We start from the raw sequence: 18,393 nt of genomic DNA on the forward strand, positions 1-18,393 counted from the left end.
AACCGTTAAAACCACAGAAGGAGGAAATTAATAATGGCAAAGAAAACAAAAAAACAACAAGAAGCATTAAAACTTGTTGATCGTTCAACTGCGTATGATGCTAAAGAAGCTTTAGAATTAGTTCAAAAAGCTGCTACAGCGAATTTTGATGAAACAGTAGAGGCTGCATTTCGTTTAGGGGTAGACCCGAAGAAAGCAGATCAGCAAATCCGTGGAGCAATGGTATTGCCACACGGAACTGGTAAGACTCAAACGGTTCTTGTATTTGCGAAAGGTGAAAAAGCGAAAGAAGCAGAAGCTGCTGGAGCTGACTATGTAGGAGACCAGGAACTAATCAACAAAATCAACCAAGGTTGGTTTGAGTTTGATGTAGTAGTTGCAACTCCTGACATGATGGCAGAAGTAGGTAAGCTTGGTCGTGTATTAGGACCAAAAGGCCTTATGCCAAACCCTAAAACAGGAACAGTAACATTCGAAGTAGAAAAAGCTGTGAACGAAATCAAAGCTGGTAAAGTAGAATACCGTGTGGATAAGCAATCAAATATTCACGTACCAATTGGTAAGGTATCTTTCGATTTAGACAAACTAGTTGAGAACTTCAACGCTCTTGCTGATACTGTAGTTAAAGTGAAGCCGCAAGCTGCTAAAGGTACGTATATCCGTAACGTTGCAGTGTCTTCTACTATGGGACCTGGCGTAAAAGTAGATGCTAGTGGATATGTAAAATAATTAGCTTGACATAATTGATTGAATTATATATAATAATTCTTGGTCAAGTTGACTATAAAAATGAAATATAACATTATACCGTAGACAGTAGGTGCTCAACGAGCTTAATTTCCTGCCGAGGTGTGTCTGGATAAATAACAGGAATCCTTTCTTAGAAGGGTCATTCTGTAATAGTCTAAACCTCCATGTCTACAAGATATGGAGGTTTATTTCGTATTCGGCGGTATAATGATCGCGTTCTAGGAGGTGGAATCATGTCAAAGATTATTGAGCAAAAGAAACAAGTCGTTTCTGAAATCGCAGAAAAACTTCGTGAAAGTCAATCAACAATCCTTGTAGATTACCGAGGTCTTGACGTTTCAGAAGTTACAGAATTGCGTACACAACTACGTGAAGCGGGTGTAGACTTCAAAGTGTACAAAAACACGATGACTCGCCGTGCTGTAGAAGAGGCTGAACTTACTGAGCTAAATGATATCTTAGTTGGCCCAACAGCGATCGCATTCAGTAAAGACGATGTAGTGGCTCCTGCGAAAGTTTTAGGTAACTTCGCAAAAGACCACGAAGCGTTAGAAATCAAAGGCGGCGTGGTAGAAGGATCTGTTGCATCTCTTGACCAGATCAAAGAACTTGCAAACCTTCCAAACTACGAAGGAATGGTTTCTATGCTACTCAGCGTACTACAAGCACCAGTACGAAACTTCGCTTATGCAACAAAAGCAGTTGCAGAGCAAAAAGAAGAGCAAGGTGCATAAGCAGCAACGCTTTTCAACAGTCAAACAATGTTCGTAAAATAATATAAAAATTAGGAGGAAATGAACATGTCTAATGAGCAAATTATTGAAGCAATCAAAGAAATGTCCGTTCTTGAATTAAACGATCTAGTAAAAGCAATTGAAGAAGAATTTGGTGTAACTGCAGCAGCTCCAGTAGCAGCAGCAGGTGCAGCTGGTGGAGAAGCAGCTGAAGAACAAACTGAATTTGATGTAGTACTTGAAAGTGCTGGATCTTCTAAAATCAAAGTTGTTAAAGCAGTTCGTGAAATCACTGGTCTTGGACTTAAAGATGCGAAAGACTTAGTTGATAACGCACCTGGCGCTATCAAAGAAGGCGTAAGCAAAGAAGATGCTGAAGAAATGAAAGCTAAGTTAGAAGAAGCAGGAGCTTCTGTAGAAGTAAAATAAGTAATACTCTGAGAAAAGCTCGCTATGAAAATGGCGGGCTTTTCTTTTGAGTATAATCAATAGACATTTATCAAGGCGCTAACTGTCCGTAATACCCCACTTCAAGATTCGAGAGATAAATAAGAAGTTAAGTGAGGGATAACTTGCTGACATCTCACTTTGTTGATAGAAATAGTGCTAGCGTTGTTGTGTGTATAGAAAGTAAGGTTTGTATCAATATATGATTAGTAACAGATAATGAACGAGAGTAGGTGGAAATGATGGATCAGTATTTTTCGCAATCACCAGATGTGGTCAGTGATCCGAAGACGTGGCGATTTGAATTAAGAGATCGTACCTTTCGATTTACAACAGATAACGGGGTCTTTTCTAAGCATGAAGTCGACTATGGTTCGCGTGTGTTAATCGAATCGTTTGTGCTCCCTGAAGCAGGTGGTGCTCTTTTAGATGTTGGCTGCGGATATGGACCGATCACGATTGCGCTTGCTGCCAGTTTTCCAGAAAGAAAAGTGCTGGGGGTTGATGTGAATCAACGGGCACTTCAGTTGGCACGACAAAACGCCGAACAGAATCGTATAGACAATGTATTGTTCAAAGAAAGTGATATTCTGGCTGGTGTATCAGATCAGAAATTCGCAGCGATTCTAACTAATCCGCCAATACGTGCAGGCAAACAAATAGTGCATCAAATCTTTGAAGAAGCCAAACAATCATTATTACCAAATGGAGAGTTGTGGGTTGTCATCCAGAAGAAGCAAGGCGCACCTTCTGCCAAGAAAAAATTAGAAGAATTATTCAATGAGGTTGCGGTTGTAGCAAAGGATAAAGGATATTTTATTTTTTGTGCAAAATAATTTGACTCCGCCTAGCAATTGTGATAATATTGAAAAATGCCAATAGGACGGAAGGTTTGTCAAGAGAAAATGTTGAAAAATGTATATTTTTTTGAAAAATAGGTAAAACTATTCAACATGAACTATTTTTTACTTGGCATCTTTGTTGTTACTATCAACGGCTATTAGCTAATAGACATGATCTACATTGCCTTTTTAGGAATCCTTTTAATTATTTTCCACAGCATTATACTAGTAATTGAATAACATTTGCTCTAGCAGATGTCTATATATAAATCTGTGTCAGACATGATCGCAGGTTTGTTCGGTATGTTAACCGAACAAGTGTATAACACTTACTAAATTTATACGATCTATAGAAAAATGTCAAATGCCTATAGTTAAGTTTTGTATAAATAGTAAGTGTGGTTTCATTTGTGCTATTTTTATAGCAACTATCTTTAATATTGATCGAGGGGTGAATCAGTTGACAGGTCAACTAGTTCAATATGGTCGACACCGCCAGCGCAGAAGTTACGCGCGTATCAGCGAGGTTTTAGAATTACCGAATTTAATTGAGATTCAAACCGCATCTTATCAATGGTTCTTAGACGAAGGTTTACGAGAAATGTTCCAGGATATTTCGCCGATTGAAGATTTCGCCGGAAATTTATCTTTGGAATTTGTAGATTACAGTCTGGGAGAACCTAAGTATCCGGTAGATGAATCCAAAGAAAGAGATGTAACCTATAACGCTCCTCTACGAGTAAAGGTTCGTTTATTAAATAACGAAACAGGCGAAGTGAAAGAACAAGAAGTGTTTATGGGTGATTTCCCATTAATGACGGAAACAGGTACTTTTGTTATTAATGGTGCAGAACGTGTTATTGTTTCACAGCTTGTTCGTTCGCCAAGTGTTTATTTCAACTCTAAAATTGATAAAAACGGTAAACGTGGCTATGGTGCTACGGTTATCCCTAACAGAGGTGCTTGGTTAGAATTTGAAACAGACGCTAAGGATGTTGTGCATGTCAGAATTGACCGTACAAGAAAGCTGCCGATAACAGTCCTTTTGAGAGCATTAGGTTTTGGGGATGACCAGGAAATTCTGGATTTATTCGGAGAGAATGATTACTTAAAAAACACCCTTGAAAAAGATAATACAGAAACAAGCGAAAAAGCGTTATTAGAAATATATGAGCGCCTTCGCCCGGGAGAACCACCAACTGTAGAAAATGCTAAAAGTCTATTGGTCTCCAGATTCTTTGATCCAAAGAGATATGACTTGGCACACGTTGGTCGATATAAAATCAATAAAAAATTACATTTGAAAAATCGTTTATTTAATCAAATCCTGGCAGAGCCACTTGTTGATCCTGAAACAGGAGAAGTAATCGCAAATAAAGGTGATAAATTAGATAGACGATTATTAGATAAAATTTTACCAATACTAGACTCAGACGAAAATCGTTTCGGTGAGAGAGTGATAGAGCCTCATGAAGGTGTGGTAGAGGATCCGATCAGTGTACAATCAATTAAGATTATGGACCCGACTGACCCTGAAGGCGAAAGAACACTAACGGTGTTAGGTAACTGTAACGTAGACAGTGGAATTAAAAATATTACGCCTGCTGATATTTTGTCAGCAATCAGTTATTTCTTTAACATTCTTCACCAGGTAGGCGACACAGATGATATTGACCACCTTGGTAATCGTCGCCTTCGTTCAGTAGGTGAATTGTTACAAAACCAATTCCGTATCGGTTTATCCCGTATGGAGCGTGTTGTTCGTGAAAGAATGTCGATTCAGGACACTTCTTCGATCACACCGCAACAACTTATTAATATTCGACCTGTGATTGCGTCTATTAAAGAGTTCTTTGGTAGTTCACAATTATCACAGTTTATGGATCAAACCAATCCATTAGCAGAACTAACACATAAGCGACGCTTGTCTGCTCTAGGGCCAGGTGGTTTAACGCGTGAACGTGCTGGTTTTGAAGTGCGTGACGTTCACTATTCTCACTACGGTCGTATGTGTCCGATCGAAACGCCTGAGGGACCGAACATCGGGTTGATTAACTCCTTGTCTTCTTATGCGAAAGTAAACAAATTTGGTTTCATTGAAACACCATACCGCAGGGTAGATCCTGAAACAGGTCGTGTTACGGAACGAATGGATTACTTGACTGCTGATGAAGAAGATAACTATGTAGTAGCCCAAGCGAACGCGAAACTAGACGAAGATGGCACGTTTTCAGATGAGGAAGTTATTGCTAGGTTCCGTGGTGAAAACACGATCGTTAATCGCGAAAAACTTGACTACATGGATGTATCGCCTAAGCAGGTTGTTTCAGCCGCAACGGCATGTATTCCGTTCTTGGAGAACGATGACTCCAACCGTGCGTTAATGGGTGCGAACATGCAGCGTCAGGCTGTACCACTTATGCAGCCGAAGTCACCAATTGTAGGTACTGGTATGGAATATGTATCAGGGAAAGACTCTGGTGCTGCGGTAATCTGTAAACACGAAGGTATTGTGGAAAGAGTAGAAGCGAAAGAAGTATTAGTTCGCCGCATTACCGAAGTGGATGGAAGAGAAGTAGAAGGTGACCTGGACCGTTACCGTCTGCAGAAATTCATCCGTTCTAACCAGGGTACTTGTTATAACCAACGCCCTATCGTTGCTAAAGGTAATCGTGTAACGAAAGGCGAAATATTAGCTGACGGTCCATCAATGGAAAAAGGCGAATTGGCACTAGGTCAAAACGTTCTTGTCGGATTTATGACATGGGAAGGTTATAACTACGAGGATGCCATCATTATGAGCGAACGCCTTGTTAAAGATGATGTGTATACGTCGATCCACATTGAAGAATATGAATCTGAAGCGCGTGATACGAAACTAGGACCAGAGGAAATCACACGTGACATTCCGAACGTCGGGGAAGATGCACTACGTGACCTGGATGAAAGGGGTATTATTCGTGTCGGTGCGGAAGTGGAAGATGGCGATTTATTAGTAGGTAAAGTAACACCTAAAGGGGTAACAGAACTATCTGCGGAAGAACGATTATTACATGCTATTTTCGGTGAGAAAGCTCGTGAAGTTCGTGATACATCGCTGCGAGTACCACACGGTGCAGGCGGTATTGTATTAGATGTGAAGATCTTCAATCGTGCTGATGGTGATGAATTACCACCTGGTGTAAATCAATTAGTTCGTGCCTATATCGTTCAGAAACGTAAGATTCACGAAGGGGATAAGATGGCCGGTCGTCACGGTAACAAAGGTGTTATCTCCAAAATTTTACCGGAAGAAGATATGCCGTTCTTACCTGACGGTACACCAATCGACATTATGTTGAATCCATTAGGGGTACCATCTCGTATGAACATCGGACAAGTGCTTGAATTGCACTTAGGTATGGCTGCCAGACAATTAGGTATTCATGTCGCATCACCTGTATTTGATGGTGCTCGTGAAGAAGATGTTTGGGAGACGCTTGAAGAAGCAGGTTTACCACGTGATGCGAAAACAATTCTGTATGACGGAAGAACAGGTGAACCGTTTGATAACCGTGTATCTGTCGGTGTCATGTATATGATCAAACTTGCTCACATGGTTGATGATAAATTACACGCTCGTTCAACAGGTCCTTACTCACTTGTTACACAACAACCACTAGGTGGTAAAGCACAATTTGGTGGTCAGCGTTTTGGTGAGATGGAGGTATGGGCATTAGAAGCATACGGTGCAGCCTATACACTGCAAGAAATCTTAACCGTTAAATCGGATGATACCGTTGGACGTGTGAAGACGTATGAAGCCATTGTGAAAGGTGACAATGTTCCTGAACCTGGAATTCCTGAGTCTTTCAAAGTATTAATCAAAGAATTACAGAGTTTAGGTATGGATGTCAAAATGCTATCTGGCGATGAACAAGAGATCGAACTTCGTGATGAAGATGAAGATGACGGGCAATCAGCAGATAACTTCAACTTAGAAATAGAAGAAACAACCAGCTGATAAGCAGAAATAGAAGCTACCAATTCAAACCCGGTTAATCTTGTTAGGCAAGACTGATCGGGTACGAATTGTCTATTAACATAAACGAACGAAAACCCAAAGACTAAAAGGGAGGTCTACCCCTTGTTAGATGTAAATAATTTTGAATTTATGAAAATTGGTTTAGCGTCACCAAACAAGATCCGTTCTTGGTCATTTGGTGAAGTGAAAAAGCCGGAAACCATCAACTACCGTACATTAAAACCGGAAAAAGATGGTTTGTTCTGTGAACGTATCTTCGGTCCGCAAAAAGACTGGGAATGTCATTGCGGTAAGTACAAACGTGTACGATATAAAGGTGTAGTCTGTGATCGTTGTGGAGTAGAAGTGACAAAAGCAAAAGTGCGTCGTGAGCGCATGGGCCACATTGAGTTAGCAGCACCAGTATCCCACATCTGGTATTTCAAAGGGATCCCAAGCCGAATGGGGCTAGTATTAGACATGTCCCCAAGAGCGCTGGAAGAAGTAATTTACTTTGCTGCATACATCGTTACGGATGCAGGGGATACAGCATTAGAGAAGAAGCAGCTATTATCTGAAAAAGAATACCGCGCATATCGCGATAAATATGGTAGTACATTCAAAGCCCAAATGGGTGCAGAGGCAATTAAGAAAATTCTTCAGGACATTGATCTTGAAAAAGAAGTGGAATTGCTTCGTGAAGAATTAAAATCTGCGCAAGGTCAGCGTAGAACCAGAGCGATTAAGCGTCTGGAAGTATTAGAGGCGTTCCGTAATTCAGGTAATGATCCAAGCTGGATGATCATGGACGTTCTTCCGATTATCCCGCCAGAATTACGACCAATGGTACAATTAGATGGTGGACGTTTTGCCACATCTGATTTAAATGACTTATATCGCCGTGTTATTAATCGTAACAACCGTCTAAAAAGATTACTTGATTTAGGCGCACCAAGCATTATTGTTCAAAACGAAAAACGTATGCTGCAGGAAGCTGTCGATGCATTAATCGATAACGGTCGTCGCGGACGTCCTGTAACAGGTCCTGGTAATCGCCCGCTTAAATCTCTTTCTCACATGCTGAAAGGGAAGCAAGGTCGTTTCCGTCAGAACTTGTTAGGTAAACGTGTAGACTATTCTGGTCGTTCTGTTATCGTCGTTGGACCACACCTGAAAATGTATCAATGTGGTTTACCGAAAGAAATGGCAGTAGAACTGTTTAAGCCGTTTATTATGAAAGAGCTAGTAGAGCGAGGATTAGCTCACAATATTAAATCTGCAAAACGTAAAATTGAACGTCTTCACGAGGAAGTTTGGGATGTGCTTGAAGATGTGATTAAAGAACACCCAGTTCTATTAAACCGTGCACCTACACTGCACCGTTTAGGTATTCAAGCATTTGAACCTACATTGGTAGAAGGTCGCGCAATCCGTCTTCACCCATTAGTATGTACGGCATACAATGCTGACTTCGATGGTGACCAAATGGCGGTACACGTACCATTATCAGCAGAAGCACAAGCAGAGGCTCGTATTTTAATGCTAGCTGCACAAAACATTCTGAACCCGAAAGATGGAAAACCAGTTGTTACGCCATCTCAGGATATGGTACTTGGTAACTATTATCTAACACTTGAGCGTGAGAATGCTATTGGTGAAGGTATGGTGTTTAAAGACTTAAACGAAGCATTAATCGCCTATCAGAATGGTTTCGTACACTTGCATACACGTGTAGCTATTCAGCCGTCTTCTCTTAATAAAGAGGCATTCACAGATGAACAACGCGGTAAATTAATGATTACAACGGTTGGTAAGCTAATCTTTAATAACATGCTTCCGGAATCATTCCCTTACATGAATGAACCGACACAGGAAAACTTAGAAATAGCAACACCAGATAAGTATTTTGTTGAAGCAGGAGTAAATGTTAGAGAAGAGATTGCCAAACGCGATATCATCTTACCATTCAAGAAAGGTATTCTTGGAGATATTATTGCTGAAGTATTTAAGAAATTCAAAATCAGCGAAACTTCCAAAATGCTTGACCGTATGAAAGACCTAGGCTTTAAGTACTCTACTAAAGCAGGTATTACGGTTGGTGTATCTGATATCGTTGTGCTTTCAGAAAAAGAAGAAATTCTCAATGAAGCACAAGCCAAAGTAGATAGAGTATTGAAGCAATTCCGCAGAGGTTTAATTACGGATGAAGAGCGTTATGACCGTGTTATTTCCGTGTGGTCTCAAGCGAAAGACACCATTCAGGAAAAATTAATGAAATCCTTGAATCCACGAAACCCTATTTTCATGATGAGTGATTCAGGTGCCCGTGGTAACGCATCTAACTTTACCCAGCTTGCAGGTATGCGTGGTCTAATGGCCAACCCGGCTGGTCGAATTATTGAGTTACCGATCAAATCAAGCTTCCGTGAAGGTTTAACTGTACTCGAGTACTTTATTTCTACGCACGGTGCACGTAAAGGTCTTGCTGATACGGCACTTAAGACAGCCGATTCTGGTTACTTAACAAGACGACTTGTTGACGTTGCGCAGGATGTAATTATTCGTGAGGAAGATTGTGGAACAGATCGTGGATTAACGGTATCAGCTATTAAAGAGGGTCCTGAAATGATCGAACCATTGATTGACCGACTAATCGGAAGAACAGCATTCCAGAACGTGAAACATCCTGAAACAGGAGAAATCATCGTTGAGAAAAATGAAGTGATCTCTGAAGATGCTGCCAAGGAAATTGTGGAAGCAGACATTGAAGATGTAATCATAAGAACTGTCTTTACATGTAACACCAAGCACGGTGCTTGTAAGAAATGTTACGGTCGCAACCTAGCTACAGGTGAAGAAGTCGAAGTAGGTGAAGCGGTAGGTATTATCGCGGCACAATCTATCGGTGAGCCTGGTACACAGTTAACCATGCGTACATTCCACACAGGTGGGGTAGCAGGTAGTGATATCACGCAAGGTTTACCGCGTATCCAAGAGATCTTTGAAGCGCGTAATCCGAAAGGTCAGGCAGTCATTTCTGAAATCTTCGGTACTGTCGAAGACGTTACAGAAGTGAAAGATAAGCAAGAAATTGTTGTACGTGGTCAAGTTGAAACAAAAACGTACACCGCACCATACGGTTCAAGACTTAAAGTCTCTATCGGTGAAGAAGTCGAAGCTGGTCAGGCGTTGACAGAAGGTTCTATTGATCCGAAAGAGTTATTAAAAGTTCAAGGTATCGATGGCGTACAGTCTTACCTGTTGAAAGAAGTACAGAAGGTATACCGTATGCAAGGGGTAGAAATTGGTGATAAACACGTGGAAGTAATGGTTCGTCAGATGCTTCGTAAAGTTCGTGTTGCAGATTCCGGAGATACAGAAGTATTACCTGGATCATTGCTCGAAATTCACCAGTTCAAAGATGCCAACAAACAATCGTTACTTACAGGTGGTCAGCCTGCAGTAGGTCGACCAGTACTGTTAGGTATTACGAAGGCATCTCTTGAAACAGACTCCTTCTTATCAGCTGCTTCCTTCCAGGAGACTACAAGAGTCTTAACAGATGCAGCAATTAAAGGTAAACGAGATGAATTACTAGGACTTAAAGAGAATGTTATCATTGGTAAATTGGTCCCTGCAGGTACAGGTATGCAACGATATCGACGCATCCAGGAAAAACTTGCACAAGATCCGAACCAAGTAGAAGAGACAGACTCTGAAGAGGTCATTCAATAATAAAGTATTCGGATTATCTGTGGTTCAGCAGATAATCCGATCTTTACCATTTACTTGATATAGACAAGGTATAGACGAAACACCTTAAATTTATATTGATTTTTTCAATAATAAGTTGACATTGAAAATGGGTGATGATAATATATTTAAGGTGCTTCCGTTATCCTTGTTACTTTGGAGGATATTTAAATGTCTTATGAAAAAGTGGCACAGGTAAATTCTGAATCGATAATCGGAACAAAACAAGTTTTAAAAGCCATCAAAAATGGTTATGCAAAAGAAGTAATTATTGCTAGTGATGCAGACCCGCATATAACTAGTAAGATTACACAAGTAGCATCTGATCATCAGGTTCCTTGTTTCTTTGTGGATTCTATGAAAAAACTAGGAAAAGCTTGTGGAATTGATGTCGGTGCAGCAACTGTGGCGATCAAACAATAAAGTTTTGGCATTTATTTTTGCGAAGACTTTGTTTTTTGCTCTTTTATGAACCACCTGGATGTGTGGTATTACATGAATGGAATAGAGAGGAGGAAAATCACATGCCAACTATTAATCAATTAGTGCGTAAAGGTCGTGTTTCTAAATCAAAGAAATCTGACTCACCTGCTTTAAATAAAGGGTATAACAGCCGTAAAAAACTTGCGACTGATCAAAACGCTCCACAAAAACGTGGTGTTTGTACTCGTGTAGGTACGTTAACTCCTAAGAAACCGAACTCTGCACTTCGTAAATATGCTCGTGTACGTTTGTCTAACCAAATCGAGGTAACTGCTTATATTCCTGGTATTGGTCACAATTTACAAGAGCACAGTGTTGTGTTAATTCGTGGTGGTCGTGTAAAAGACTTACCAGGGGTACGTTATCACATCGTTCGTGGTGCGCTTGACACTTCAGGTGTTGAAGGACGTATGCAAGGCCGTTCTAAATACGGTGCGAAGAAGCCTAAGGCAAAAAAATAATTTTATATGATTGAGAACATCATAGGAAGGAGGGAAAGATATGCCACGTAAAGGACCAGTAGCAAAGCGTGATGTCTTACCAGATCCGTTATACAATTCTAAACTTGTTACACGTTTGATCAATCAAATTATGATCGACGGAAAAAGAGGTAAAGCACAAAAAATTCTTTACCGTGCGTTTGAATTAGTTCAAGAGCGTAGTGGTCAAAACGCTATGGACGCTTTTGAACAAGCGATGAAAAACGTTATGCCAGTACTTGAAGTACGCGCTCGTCGTGTTGGTGGATCTAACTACCAAGTACCAGTTGAGGTTAGACCAGAACGTCGTCAAGCATTAGGTTTACGTTACATCGTGAACTATTCTCGTCTACGCGGTGAGAAAACAATGGAAGAGCGTTTAGCGAATGAAATCCTAGATGCTTCAAACAATACAGGTGCATCTGTTAAAAAACGCGAAGATATGCACAAAATGGCAGAAGCAAACAAAGCTTTCGCTCACTATCGTTGGTAATCATCAAAATAACAATTCTTTAAGTAGGAAGGAGAAAGATTCATGCCTAGAGAGTTCTCCTTGGAGAATACGCGTAATATCGGTATCATGGCTCACATCGATGCTGGTAAAACAACTGCAACAGAACGTATTTTATTCTATACTGGACGTATCCATAAAATTGGGGAAACACACGAAGGTGCTTCTCAAATGGACTGGATGGAGCAGGAACAGGAACGCGGTATTACCATTACATCTGCAGCAACAACTGCACAATGGAAAGGTCACCGCATTAACATCATCGATACACCGGGACACGTAGACTTCACAGTAGAAGTTGAACGTTCATTACGTGTACTTGATGGTGCGGTAGCGGTACTAGATGCTCAGTCTGGTGTAGAACCACAAACTGAAACAGTGTGGCGCCAAGCTACAACATACGGTGTTCCACGTGTTGTATTTGTTAACAAAATGGATAAAGTCGGTGCAGACTTCCTTTACTCCGTTAGTACAATCGGAGATCGTCTTGGAGCAAATGCTCACCCTGTACAACTTCCAATTGGTGCGGAAGATGAATTCGAAGGAATCATCGACCTAATCTCAATGGAAGCATACTACTACCTGGATGATTTAGGAACTCGTGCTGAAGCGAAAGAAATTCCTGATGAATACAAAGAACAAGCGGAAAAATACCGTACTAATTTAATCGAATCAGTTGCAGAATTAGATGAAGATCTAATGGAACGTTATTTAGAAGGTGAAGAATTTTCTAATGACGAACTAAGAGTAGCGATTCGTAAAGCCACTTTAAGTGTAGAATTTTACCCAGTATTCTGTGGTTCTGCTTTCAAAAACAAAGGGGTTCAATTACTAATTGATGGTGTTGTTGATTATTTACCATCACCATTAGACATCCCTCCAATTGAAGGTCATATACCACAAACAGAAGAAGAAGTAGTTCGTAAGCCTGATGATAAAGAACCGTTTTCGGCTTTAGCATTTAAAGTAGCAACAGATCCTTTTGTTGGGAAGCTTACATTCTTCCGCGTGTACTCTGGTACATTAAAGTCTGGTTCATACGTGAAAAACTCCACGAAAGATAAACGTGAACGTGTAGGACGTATCCTGCAAATGCACGCTAACTCTCGTGAAGAAATTTCAGAAGTTTATGCAGGGGATATAGCTGGCGCAGTTGGTCTGAAAGATACTAGTACTGGTGATACTCTATGTGATGAGAAAAGCCTAGTAATTCTAGAATCTATGGATTTCCCAGATCCAGTTATCTCTGTAGCAATCGAGCCTAAATCGAAAGCTGACCAAGATAAAATGTCAATAGCATTAGGTAAACTTGCAGAAGAAGATCCAACATTCAAGACAGAAACAAACACAGAAACTGGTCAGACGATCATTTCTGGTATGGGTGAGCTTCACCTTGATATTATTGTGGATCGTATGAAACGTGAGTTCAAAGTAGAAGCTAACGTAGGTGCACCACAAGTATCTTACCGTGAAACATTCCGTGGTTCTGCGGAAGTGGAAGGTAAATTCGTTCGCCAATCTGGTGGTCGTGGTCAATTTGGTCACGTTTGGGTTAAATTTGAACCTAACGAAGAAGGCGCAGGATATGAATTCGTAAATAAAATTACTGGTGGTGTTGTACCACGTGAGTACATCCCATCTGTTGAACAAGGTATCAAAGAATCATTGGAAAACGGCGTAGTAGCTGGTTATCCACTAATCGATGTTAAAGCGACACTATATGATGGAAGCTATCACGATGTTGACTCTAACGAAACAGCATTTAAAGTAGCGGCGTCTATGGCGCTTAAAGCAGCTAAAAACAAATGTAACCCAGTTCTGTTGGAACCAATGATGAAAGTAGAAGTTGTTATTCCTGAAGAATACATGGGTGACATTATGGGTGATGTAACTTCTCGTCGTGGACGCGTTGAAGGTATGGAAGCACGCGGACCTGCACAAGTAGTTAAAGCATTCGTTCCACTAGCAGAAATGTTTGGTTATGCTACTTCACTTCGTTCTAATACACAAGGTCGTGGTACTTATACTATGCACTTTGATCATTATGAAGAAGTACCGAAGAGCATTTCTGAAGAAATTATCAAGAAAAATGCTGGTGAATAATTGATTTTTTTCACAATCTAACGTATAACTTGTATTATAGGCTTGGATTACTTATAATCTGAGCCAAGATACATGAAAATATAATTAAAAGTTTACTTACTTAAAGGAGGAAATATACATGGCTAAGGAAAAGTTTGACCGTTCCAAGGACCACGTTAACATTGGTACAATTGGACACGTTGACCATGGTAAAACAACATTAACAGCAGCAATCACTAACGTTCTATTTAACAAATATGGTAGTGGGGAAGCTCGTGCATACGATCAAATCGATGGAGCTCCTGAAGAAAAAGAACGTGGAATCACTATCTCAACTGCACACGTTGAGTATGAAACTGATAACCGTCACTATGCACACGTTGACTGCCCAGGTCACGCTGACTATGTTAAAAACATGATCACTGGTGCTGCACAAATGGACGGTGCTATCCTTGTAGTATCTGCAGCGGATGGTCCAATGCCACAAACTCGTGAGCACATCTTACTTTCTCGTCAAGTAGGTGTACCTGCGATCGTTGTATTCTTAAACAAATGCGACATGGTAGATGACGAAGAACTTCTTGAATTAGTAGAAATGGAAGTACGTGATCTATTAAGCGAATATGAATTCCCTGGTGACGATGTACCAGTTGTTAAAGGTTCTGCTCTTAAAGCACTTGAAGGTGACGAGCAATACGTTAACGCAATCCTTGAACTTATGGATGCAGTTGATGAGTATATCCCTCGTCCAGACCGTGACACTGAAAAACCATTCATGATGCCAGTTGAGGATGTATTCTCAATCACTGGTCGTGGTACTGTTGCAACAGGACGTGTTGAGCGTGGTGTTGTAAAAGTAGGTGACGAAGTAGAAGTAATCGGTCTTGCTGAAGAAGCAGCGAAAACTACTGTAACAGGTGTAGAAATGTTCCGTAAGCTTCTTGACTATGCTGAAGCTGGTGACAACATTGGTGCACTTCTACGTGGTGTTGCACGTGAAGATATCAACCGTGGTCAAGTACTAGCTAAGCCTGGTTCAATTACACCACACACTAACTTCAAAGCAGAAGTTTATGTATTATCTAAAGACGAAGGTGGACGTCATACTCCATTCTTCTCTAACTACCGTCCGCAGTTCTATTTCACTACAACTGACGTTACTGGTGTTATCAGCCTTCCTGAAGGTGTAGAAATGGTAATGCCTGGTGATAACGTTGAGATGACTGTAGAACTTATCTCTCCAATCGCGATGGAAGATGGAACTAAATTCTCTATCCGTGAAGGTGGACGTACTGTAGGTGCCGGTGTTGTATCTACAATCACTAAATAATTAATGGTTTAACATTGAAAAGCAGGTAGTGCAGACTACCTGCTTTTTTGCTCATTCAAGAAACAATAAAAGCGCAGTTGCAAAAGTATTCAAATTGAACCTGAAGTGGAGTTCCTATAGTATGGATTATGTCAACTAGCCATCGCTAGCCAAGCATCCATATTGAGATATTTAATGTGCTAGGATACCGCTCCGTCCAACCACTCCGCGTCCTGCGGGGCACGGCTGGAGCTAACTTTGTGAAGAAGAACGCTTCACAAAGTGGATCTCCAGCACCTGCACAATCCCGCGGGAGTCTCCGTGGTTGGCCTATGCTAGGATGGGGGCTCTACAATTTTTGTAAGAGCTAGTATATTGATCGTATTCATATATAATAGCTATTGAAAAATGCTTAGAACCACTGCTTTTTGCTGTTCCATACGTTGTAGCACTTCCCTCAAGCGTAGGAAACAGGCGGAGACTCCCGTGGAATCAGCGCGAGCTGAAGATCTACTATATTTGTGCCTGTGTATGCAAGTATCGCTTCGAAGTGAGCTTCCTCGGCACAAGGCAGCAAAGATGCTGTTCAAGTAGTAGCCTAGATGAAGCCGTGCCCACAGGACGCGGAGCCTATTTCCGGAGCTTTGCTAAGCAGATAAACGATATCAAAATGACCATTTTGCAATACAGCCTTTGTTTACATAATCCATATTACAGGAAGTTGTTTATTGATTAAGTCAATTAGGATCGGGTGGTTTATGACCGGTGTTTTCTTAAACAAATGACGCGTTTCTTCTATATAAATAGTTCATTGTTTAATGGACACGATTGGTACATATTTCATGTTGGTGAAGAATGTACAACTAATGCGATGGGGGCAGTGTTTTGACTGCGAAAAAAAATCTTAAAAAATTTCGTATAAATGTTGCATTCGCCTTAAGATTTCTATATAATAAACAATGTTGGTCATAAAACAGGCGATGATGCGGAAGGTTGTTGGCACACCCGGCCCCTTTGCCATGGCTAGTGTGCGGAGAAAATTTTCGCGGAGAATGTCTATTATCTAAATGGGCGAAAAGGAGGGAAAATAATGGCAAAAGAAAAAATTAGAATTCGTTTAAAAGCGTATGATCACCGTATTTTAGATCAGTCTGCGGACAAAATCGTGGATACTGCTAAAAGATCTGGCGCAGGTGTTTCAGGTCCGATCCCGTTACCAACGGAAAAATCGGTTTACACAGTCTTGCGTGCAACTCACAAGTACAAAGATTCTCGTGAGCAATTCGAAATGCGCACACACAAACGTCTAATTGACATCGTAAGTCCTACACCAAAGACAGTTGATGCGTTAATGCGTCTTGACTTACCATCTGGTGTGGATATCGAAATTAAACTTTAATATAAATTTACTAATCTAGGAGGTGTAACGGATGACGAAAGGAATCTTAGGTCGCAAAGTCGGCATGACACAGTTGTTTTCAGAAGAGGGCGAATTAATCCCTGTAACTGTTATTGAAGCTGAGCCAAACGTTGTATTGCAGAAACGTACGCAAGAAAACGATGGGTATGAAGCAATTCAGATCGGTTTTGCAGATCAAAAAGCAAACAATGTAATCAAAGCAGGAAAAGGGCATGCCGAAAAGGCAAATACTACTCCTAAGCGCTTCGTTCGTGAAATCCGTGACGTTAATCTTGATGACTATGATTTAGGTCAAGAATTAAACGTAGAGGTTTTCCAAGCAGGAGATATTATTGATGTAACAGGTACTTCTAAAGGGAAAGGATTCCAAGGTGCTATCAAGCGTCATAATCAGGCACGTGGACCAATGTCTCACGGTTCTCGTTACCACAGACGCCCAGGTACAATGGGTCCAATCGATCCAATGCACGTTTTCAAAGGTAAAAAATTACCTGGTCAAATGGGTGGCAAAACGATCACAATCCAAAACTTAGAAGTTGTGAAAGTAGATGCAGAACGCAACCTTATCTTAATCAAAGGTAACGTTCCAGGTGCAAAAAAATCATTCGTTGAAATTACGAGTGCAGTAAAGGCTAACTAATTACAAACCGAAGGGAGGATATGTCATGCCTAAAGTAGCACTATTTAATCAAAGTGGATCACAAGTTGGTGATGTAGAAATCAACGACGCGGTATTCGGAATTGAGCCAAACGAACATGTACTACATGACGCTGTTTTAATGCAACGTGCATCTTTGCGTCAAGGTACTCACGCGGTGAAAAACCGTTCTGATGTACGTGGTGGTGGTCGTAAACCATGGCGTCAAAAAGGAACAGGCCGTGCACGTCAGGGGTCAATTCGTTCACCTCAATGGGTAGGCGGTGGAACTGTATTCGGACCTACTCCAAGAAGCTACAGCTACAAATTACCTAAGAAAGTACGTAGATTAGCGCTTAAATCTGCTTTTTCTAGCAAGGTAAAAGAAGATAGCTTAGTGGTTTTAGAAGGAATTGCTTTTGATGCTCCAAAAACAAAAGAAGTAGTTTCCATGCTTTCTTCTTTAAATGTTGATGCGAAAGCATTGATCGTTACAGCGGATAAAGACGAAGTATTAGCAAAATCAGCTAATAACCTTCAAAATGTAAAAGTATTATCAGTAAGCGAAGTAAATGTACTAGACTTGCTTACGCATGACAAGCTGATCTTAACAAAAGAAGCAGCTGAAAAAGCAGGGGAGGTGCTTGCATAATGAAGGATCCTCGTGATATTATTAAGCGCCCTATCATTACAGAACACTCTGCTGATTTAATGGCAGATAAAAAATATACGTTTGAAGTAACGAAAAACGCAAACAAAACGCAAATCAAAGACGCTGTTGAAGAAATCTTTGGTGTGAGCGTAGTGAGTGTGAACACGTTAAACAGAAAAGGTAAATTTAAGCGTATGGGCCGTTATGGCGGATTTCGCTCTGACAGCAAAAGAGCAATTGTTCAGTTAACAGAAGACAGCAAAGAATTAGATTTCTTTGAAACGTTATAAT

At 40.7% G+C, this 18,393-nt stretch carries 15 protein-coding genes and 1 other annotated feature; all 15 genes read left to right on the forward strand.

All coding sequences use genetic code 11. The annotated features are described in order from the left end of the window. Nucleotides 1-33: 33 nt before the first annotated feature. The 15 genes from rplA to rplW all read left to right on the forward strand — a co-directional run bounded on the left by rplA (nucleotide 34) and on the right by rplW (nucleotide 18,392). A complete protein-coding gene (gene rplA / locus MUN87_RS14295; protein ID WP_244741163.1) occupies nucleotides 34-729 on the forward strand; it encodes a 50S ribosomal protein L1 in 696 nt (231 codons plus the stop codon). Nucleotides 730-789: 60 nt separating this feature from the next. Next, nucleotides 790-949, forward strand: a sequence feature (ribosomal protein L10 leader region). Nucleotides 950-983: 34 nt separating this feature from the next. After that, nucleotides 984-1,484: a 50S ribosomal protein L10 gene (gene rplJ, locus MUN87_RS14300; RefSeq protein WP_244741165.1), complete on the forward strand. Its 501-nt coding sequence runs from the start codon at nucleotides 984-986 to the stop codon at nucleotides 1,482-1,484. 66 nt (nucleotides 1,485-1,550) lie between these two features. Next, on the forward strand, nucleotides 1,551-1,913 hold the full coding sequence (rplL, locus tag MUN87_RS14305) for a 50S ribosomal protein L7/L12 (protein ID WP_244741167.1): 363 nt from the start codon (nucleotides 1,551-1,553) through the stop codon (nucleotides 1,911-1,913). Between the two features lie 257 nt (nucleotides 1,914-2,170). Further along, on the forward strand, nucleotides 2,171-2,767 hold the full coding sequence (locus MUN87_RS14310) for a class I SAM-dependent methyltransferase (RefSeq protein WP_244741169.1): 597 nt from the start codon (nucleotides 2,171-2,173) through the stop codon (nucleotides 2,765-2,767). 466 nt (nucleotides 2,768-3,233) lie between these two features. Then, on the forward strand, nucleotides 3,234-6,776 hold the full coding sequence (gene rpoB, locus MUN87_RS14315; RefSeq protein ID WP_244741171.1) for a DNA-directed RNA polymerase subunit beta: 3,543 nt from the start codon (nucleotides 3,234-3,236) through the stop codon (nucleotides 6,774-6,776). A 123-nt stretch (nucleotides 6,777-6,899) separates the two neighbouring features. After that, a complete protein-coding gene (gene rpoC / locus MUN87_RS14320) occupies nucleotides 6,900-10,511 on the forward strand; it encodes a DNA-directed RNA polymerase subunit beta' (RefSeq protein ID WP_244741173.1) in 3,612 nt (1,203 codons plus the stop codon). Nucleotides 10,512-10,700: 189 nt separating this feature from the next. Beyond that, the gene (locus tag MUN87_RS14325; RefSeq protein ID WP_244741175.1) at nucleotides 10,701-10,952 is read left to right on the forward strand and encodes a 50S ribosomal protein L7ae-like protein; all 252 of its coding nucleotides are present in this window, start codon (nucleotides 10,701-10,703) and stop codon (nucleotides 10,950-10,952) included. 101 nt (nucleotides 10,953-11,053) lie between these two features. After that, nucleotides 11,054-11,473: a 30S ribosomal protein S12 gene (rpsL, locus tag MUN87_RS14330; RefSeq protein ID WP_244721610.1), complete on the forward strand. Its 420-nt coding sequence runs from the start codon at nucleotides 11,054-11,056 to the stop codon at nucleotides 11,471-11,473. A 40-nt stretch (nucleotides 11,474-11,513) separates the two neighbouring features. Then, nucleotides 11,514-11,984, forward strand: coding sequence for a 30S ribosomal protein S7 (gene rpsG, locus MUN87_RS14335; protein WP_244721607.1), 471 nt, complete (start codon nucleotides 11,514-11,516; stop codon nucleotides 11,982-11,984). A gap of 42 nt (nucleotides 11,985-12,026) precedes the next feature. After that, the gene (fusA, locus tag MUN87_RS14340; RefSeq protein ID WP_244741177.1) at nucleotides 12,027-14,105 is read left to right on the forward strand and encodes an elongation factor G; all 2,079 of its coding nucleotides are present in this window, start codon (nucleotides 12,027-12,029) and stop codon (nucleotides 14,103-14,105) included. A 118-nt stretch (nucleotides 14,106-14,223) separates the two neighbouring features. After that, a complete protein-coding gene (tuf, locus tag MUN87_RS14345) occupies nucleotides 14,224-15,414 on the forward strand; it encodes an elongation factor Tu (RefSeq protein ID WP_244741179.1) in 1,191 nt (396 codons plus the stop codon). A gap of 1,069 nt (nucleotides 15,415-16,483) precedes the next feature. Beyond that, the gene (gene rpsJ / locus MUN87_RS14350) at nucleotides 16,484-16,792 is read left to right on the forward strand and encodes a 30S ribosomal protein S10 (RefSeq protein ID WP_244741180.1); all 309 of its coding nucleotides are present in this window, start codon (nucleotides 16,484-16,486) and stop codon (nucleotides 16,790-16,792) included. A 31-nt stretch (nucleotides 16,793-16,823) separates the two neighbouring features. Continuing rightward, entirely contained in the window at nucleotides 16,824-17,453 is a 630-nt protein-coding gene (gene rplC, locus MUN87_RS14355) for a 50S ribosomal protein L3 (protein WP_244741182.1), read from the forward strand. 25 nt (nucleotides 17,454-17,478) lie between these two features. Continuing rightward, a complete protein-coding gene (gene rplD, locus MUN87_RS14360; protein WP_244741184.1) occupies nucleotides 17,479-18,102 on the forward strand; it encodes a 50S ribosomal protein L4 in 624 nt (207 codons plus the stop codon). Next, nucleotides 18,102-18,392 carry a 50S ribosomal protein L23 gene (gene rplW, locus MUN87_RS14365; RefSeq protein WP_244741186.1) on the forward strand — a complete coding sequence of 97 codons (291 nt, stop codon included), beginning with the start codon at nucleotides 18,102-18,104 and terminating at the stop codon, nucleotides 18,390-18,392. The genes rplD and rplW overlap by 1 nt, the downstream gene beginning before the upstream one ends. Nucleotide 18,393: the final 1 nt, after the last annotated feature.

The sequence above is a fragment of the Gracilibacillus salinarum genome, from assembly GCF_022919575.1.
GTDB classification, from domain to species: Bacteria; Bacillota; Bacilli; order Bacillales; family Amphibacillaceae; genus Gracilibacillus; species Gracilibacillus salinarum.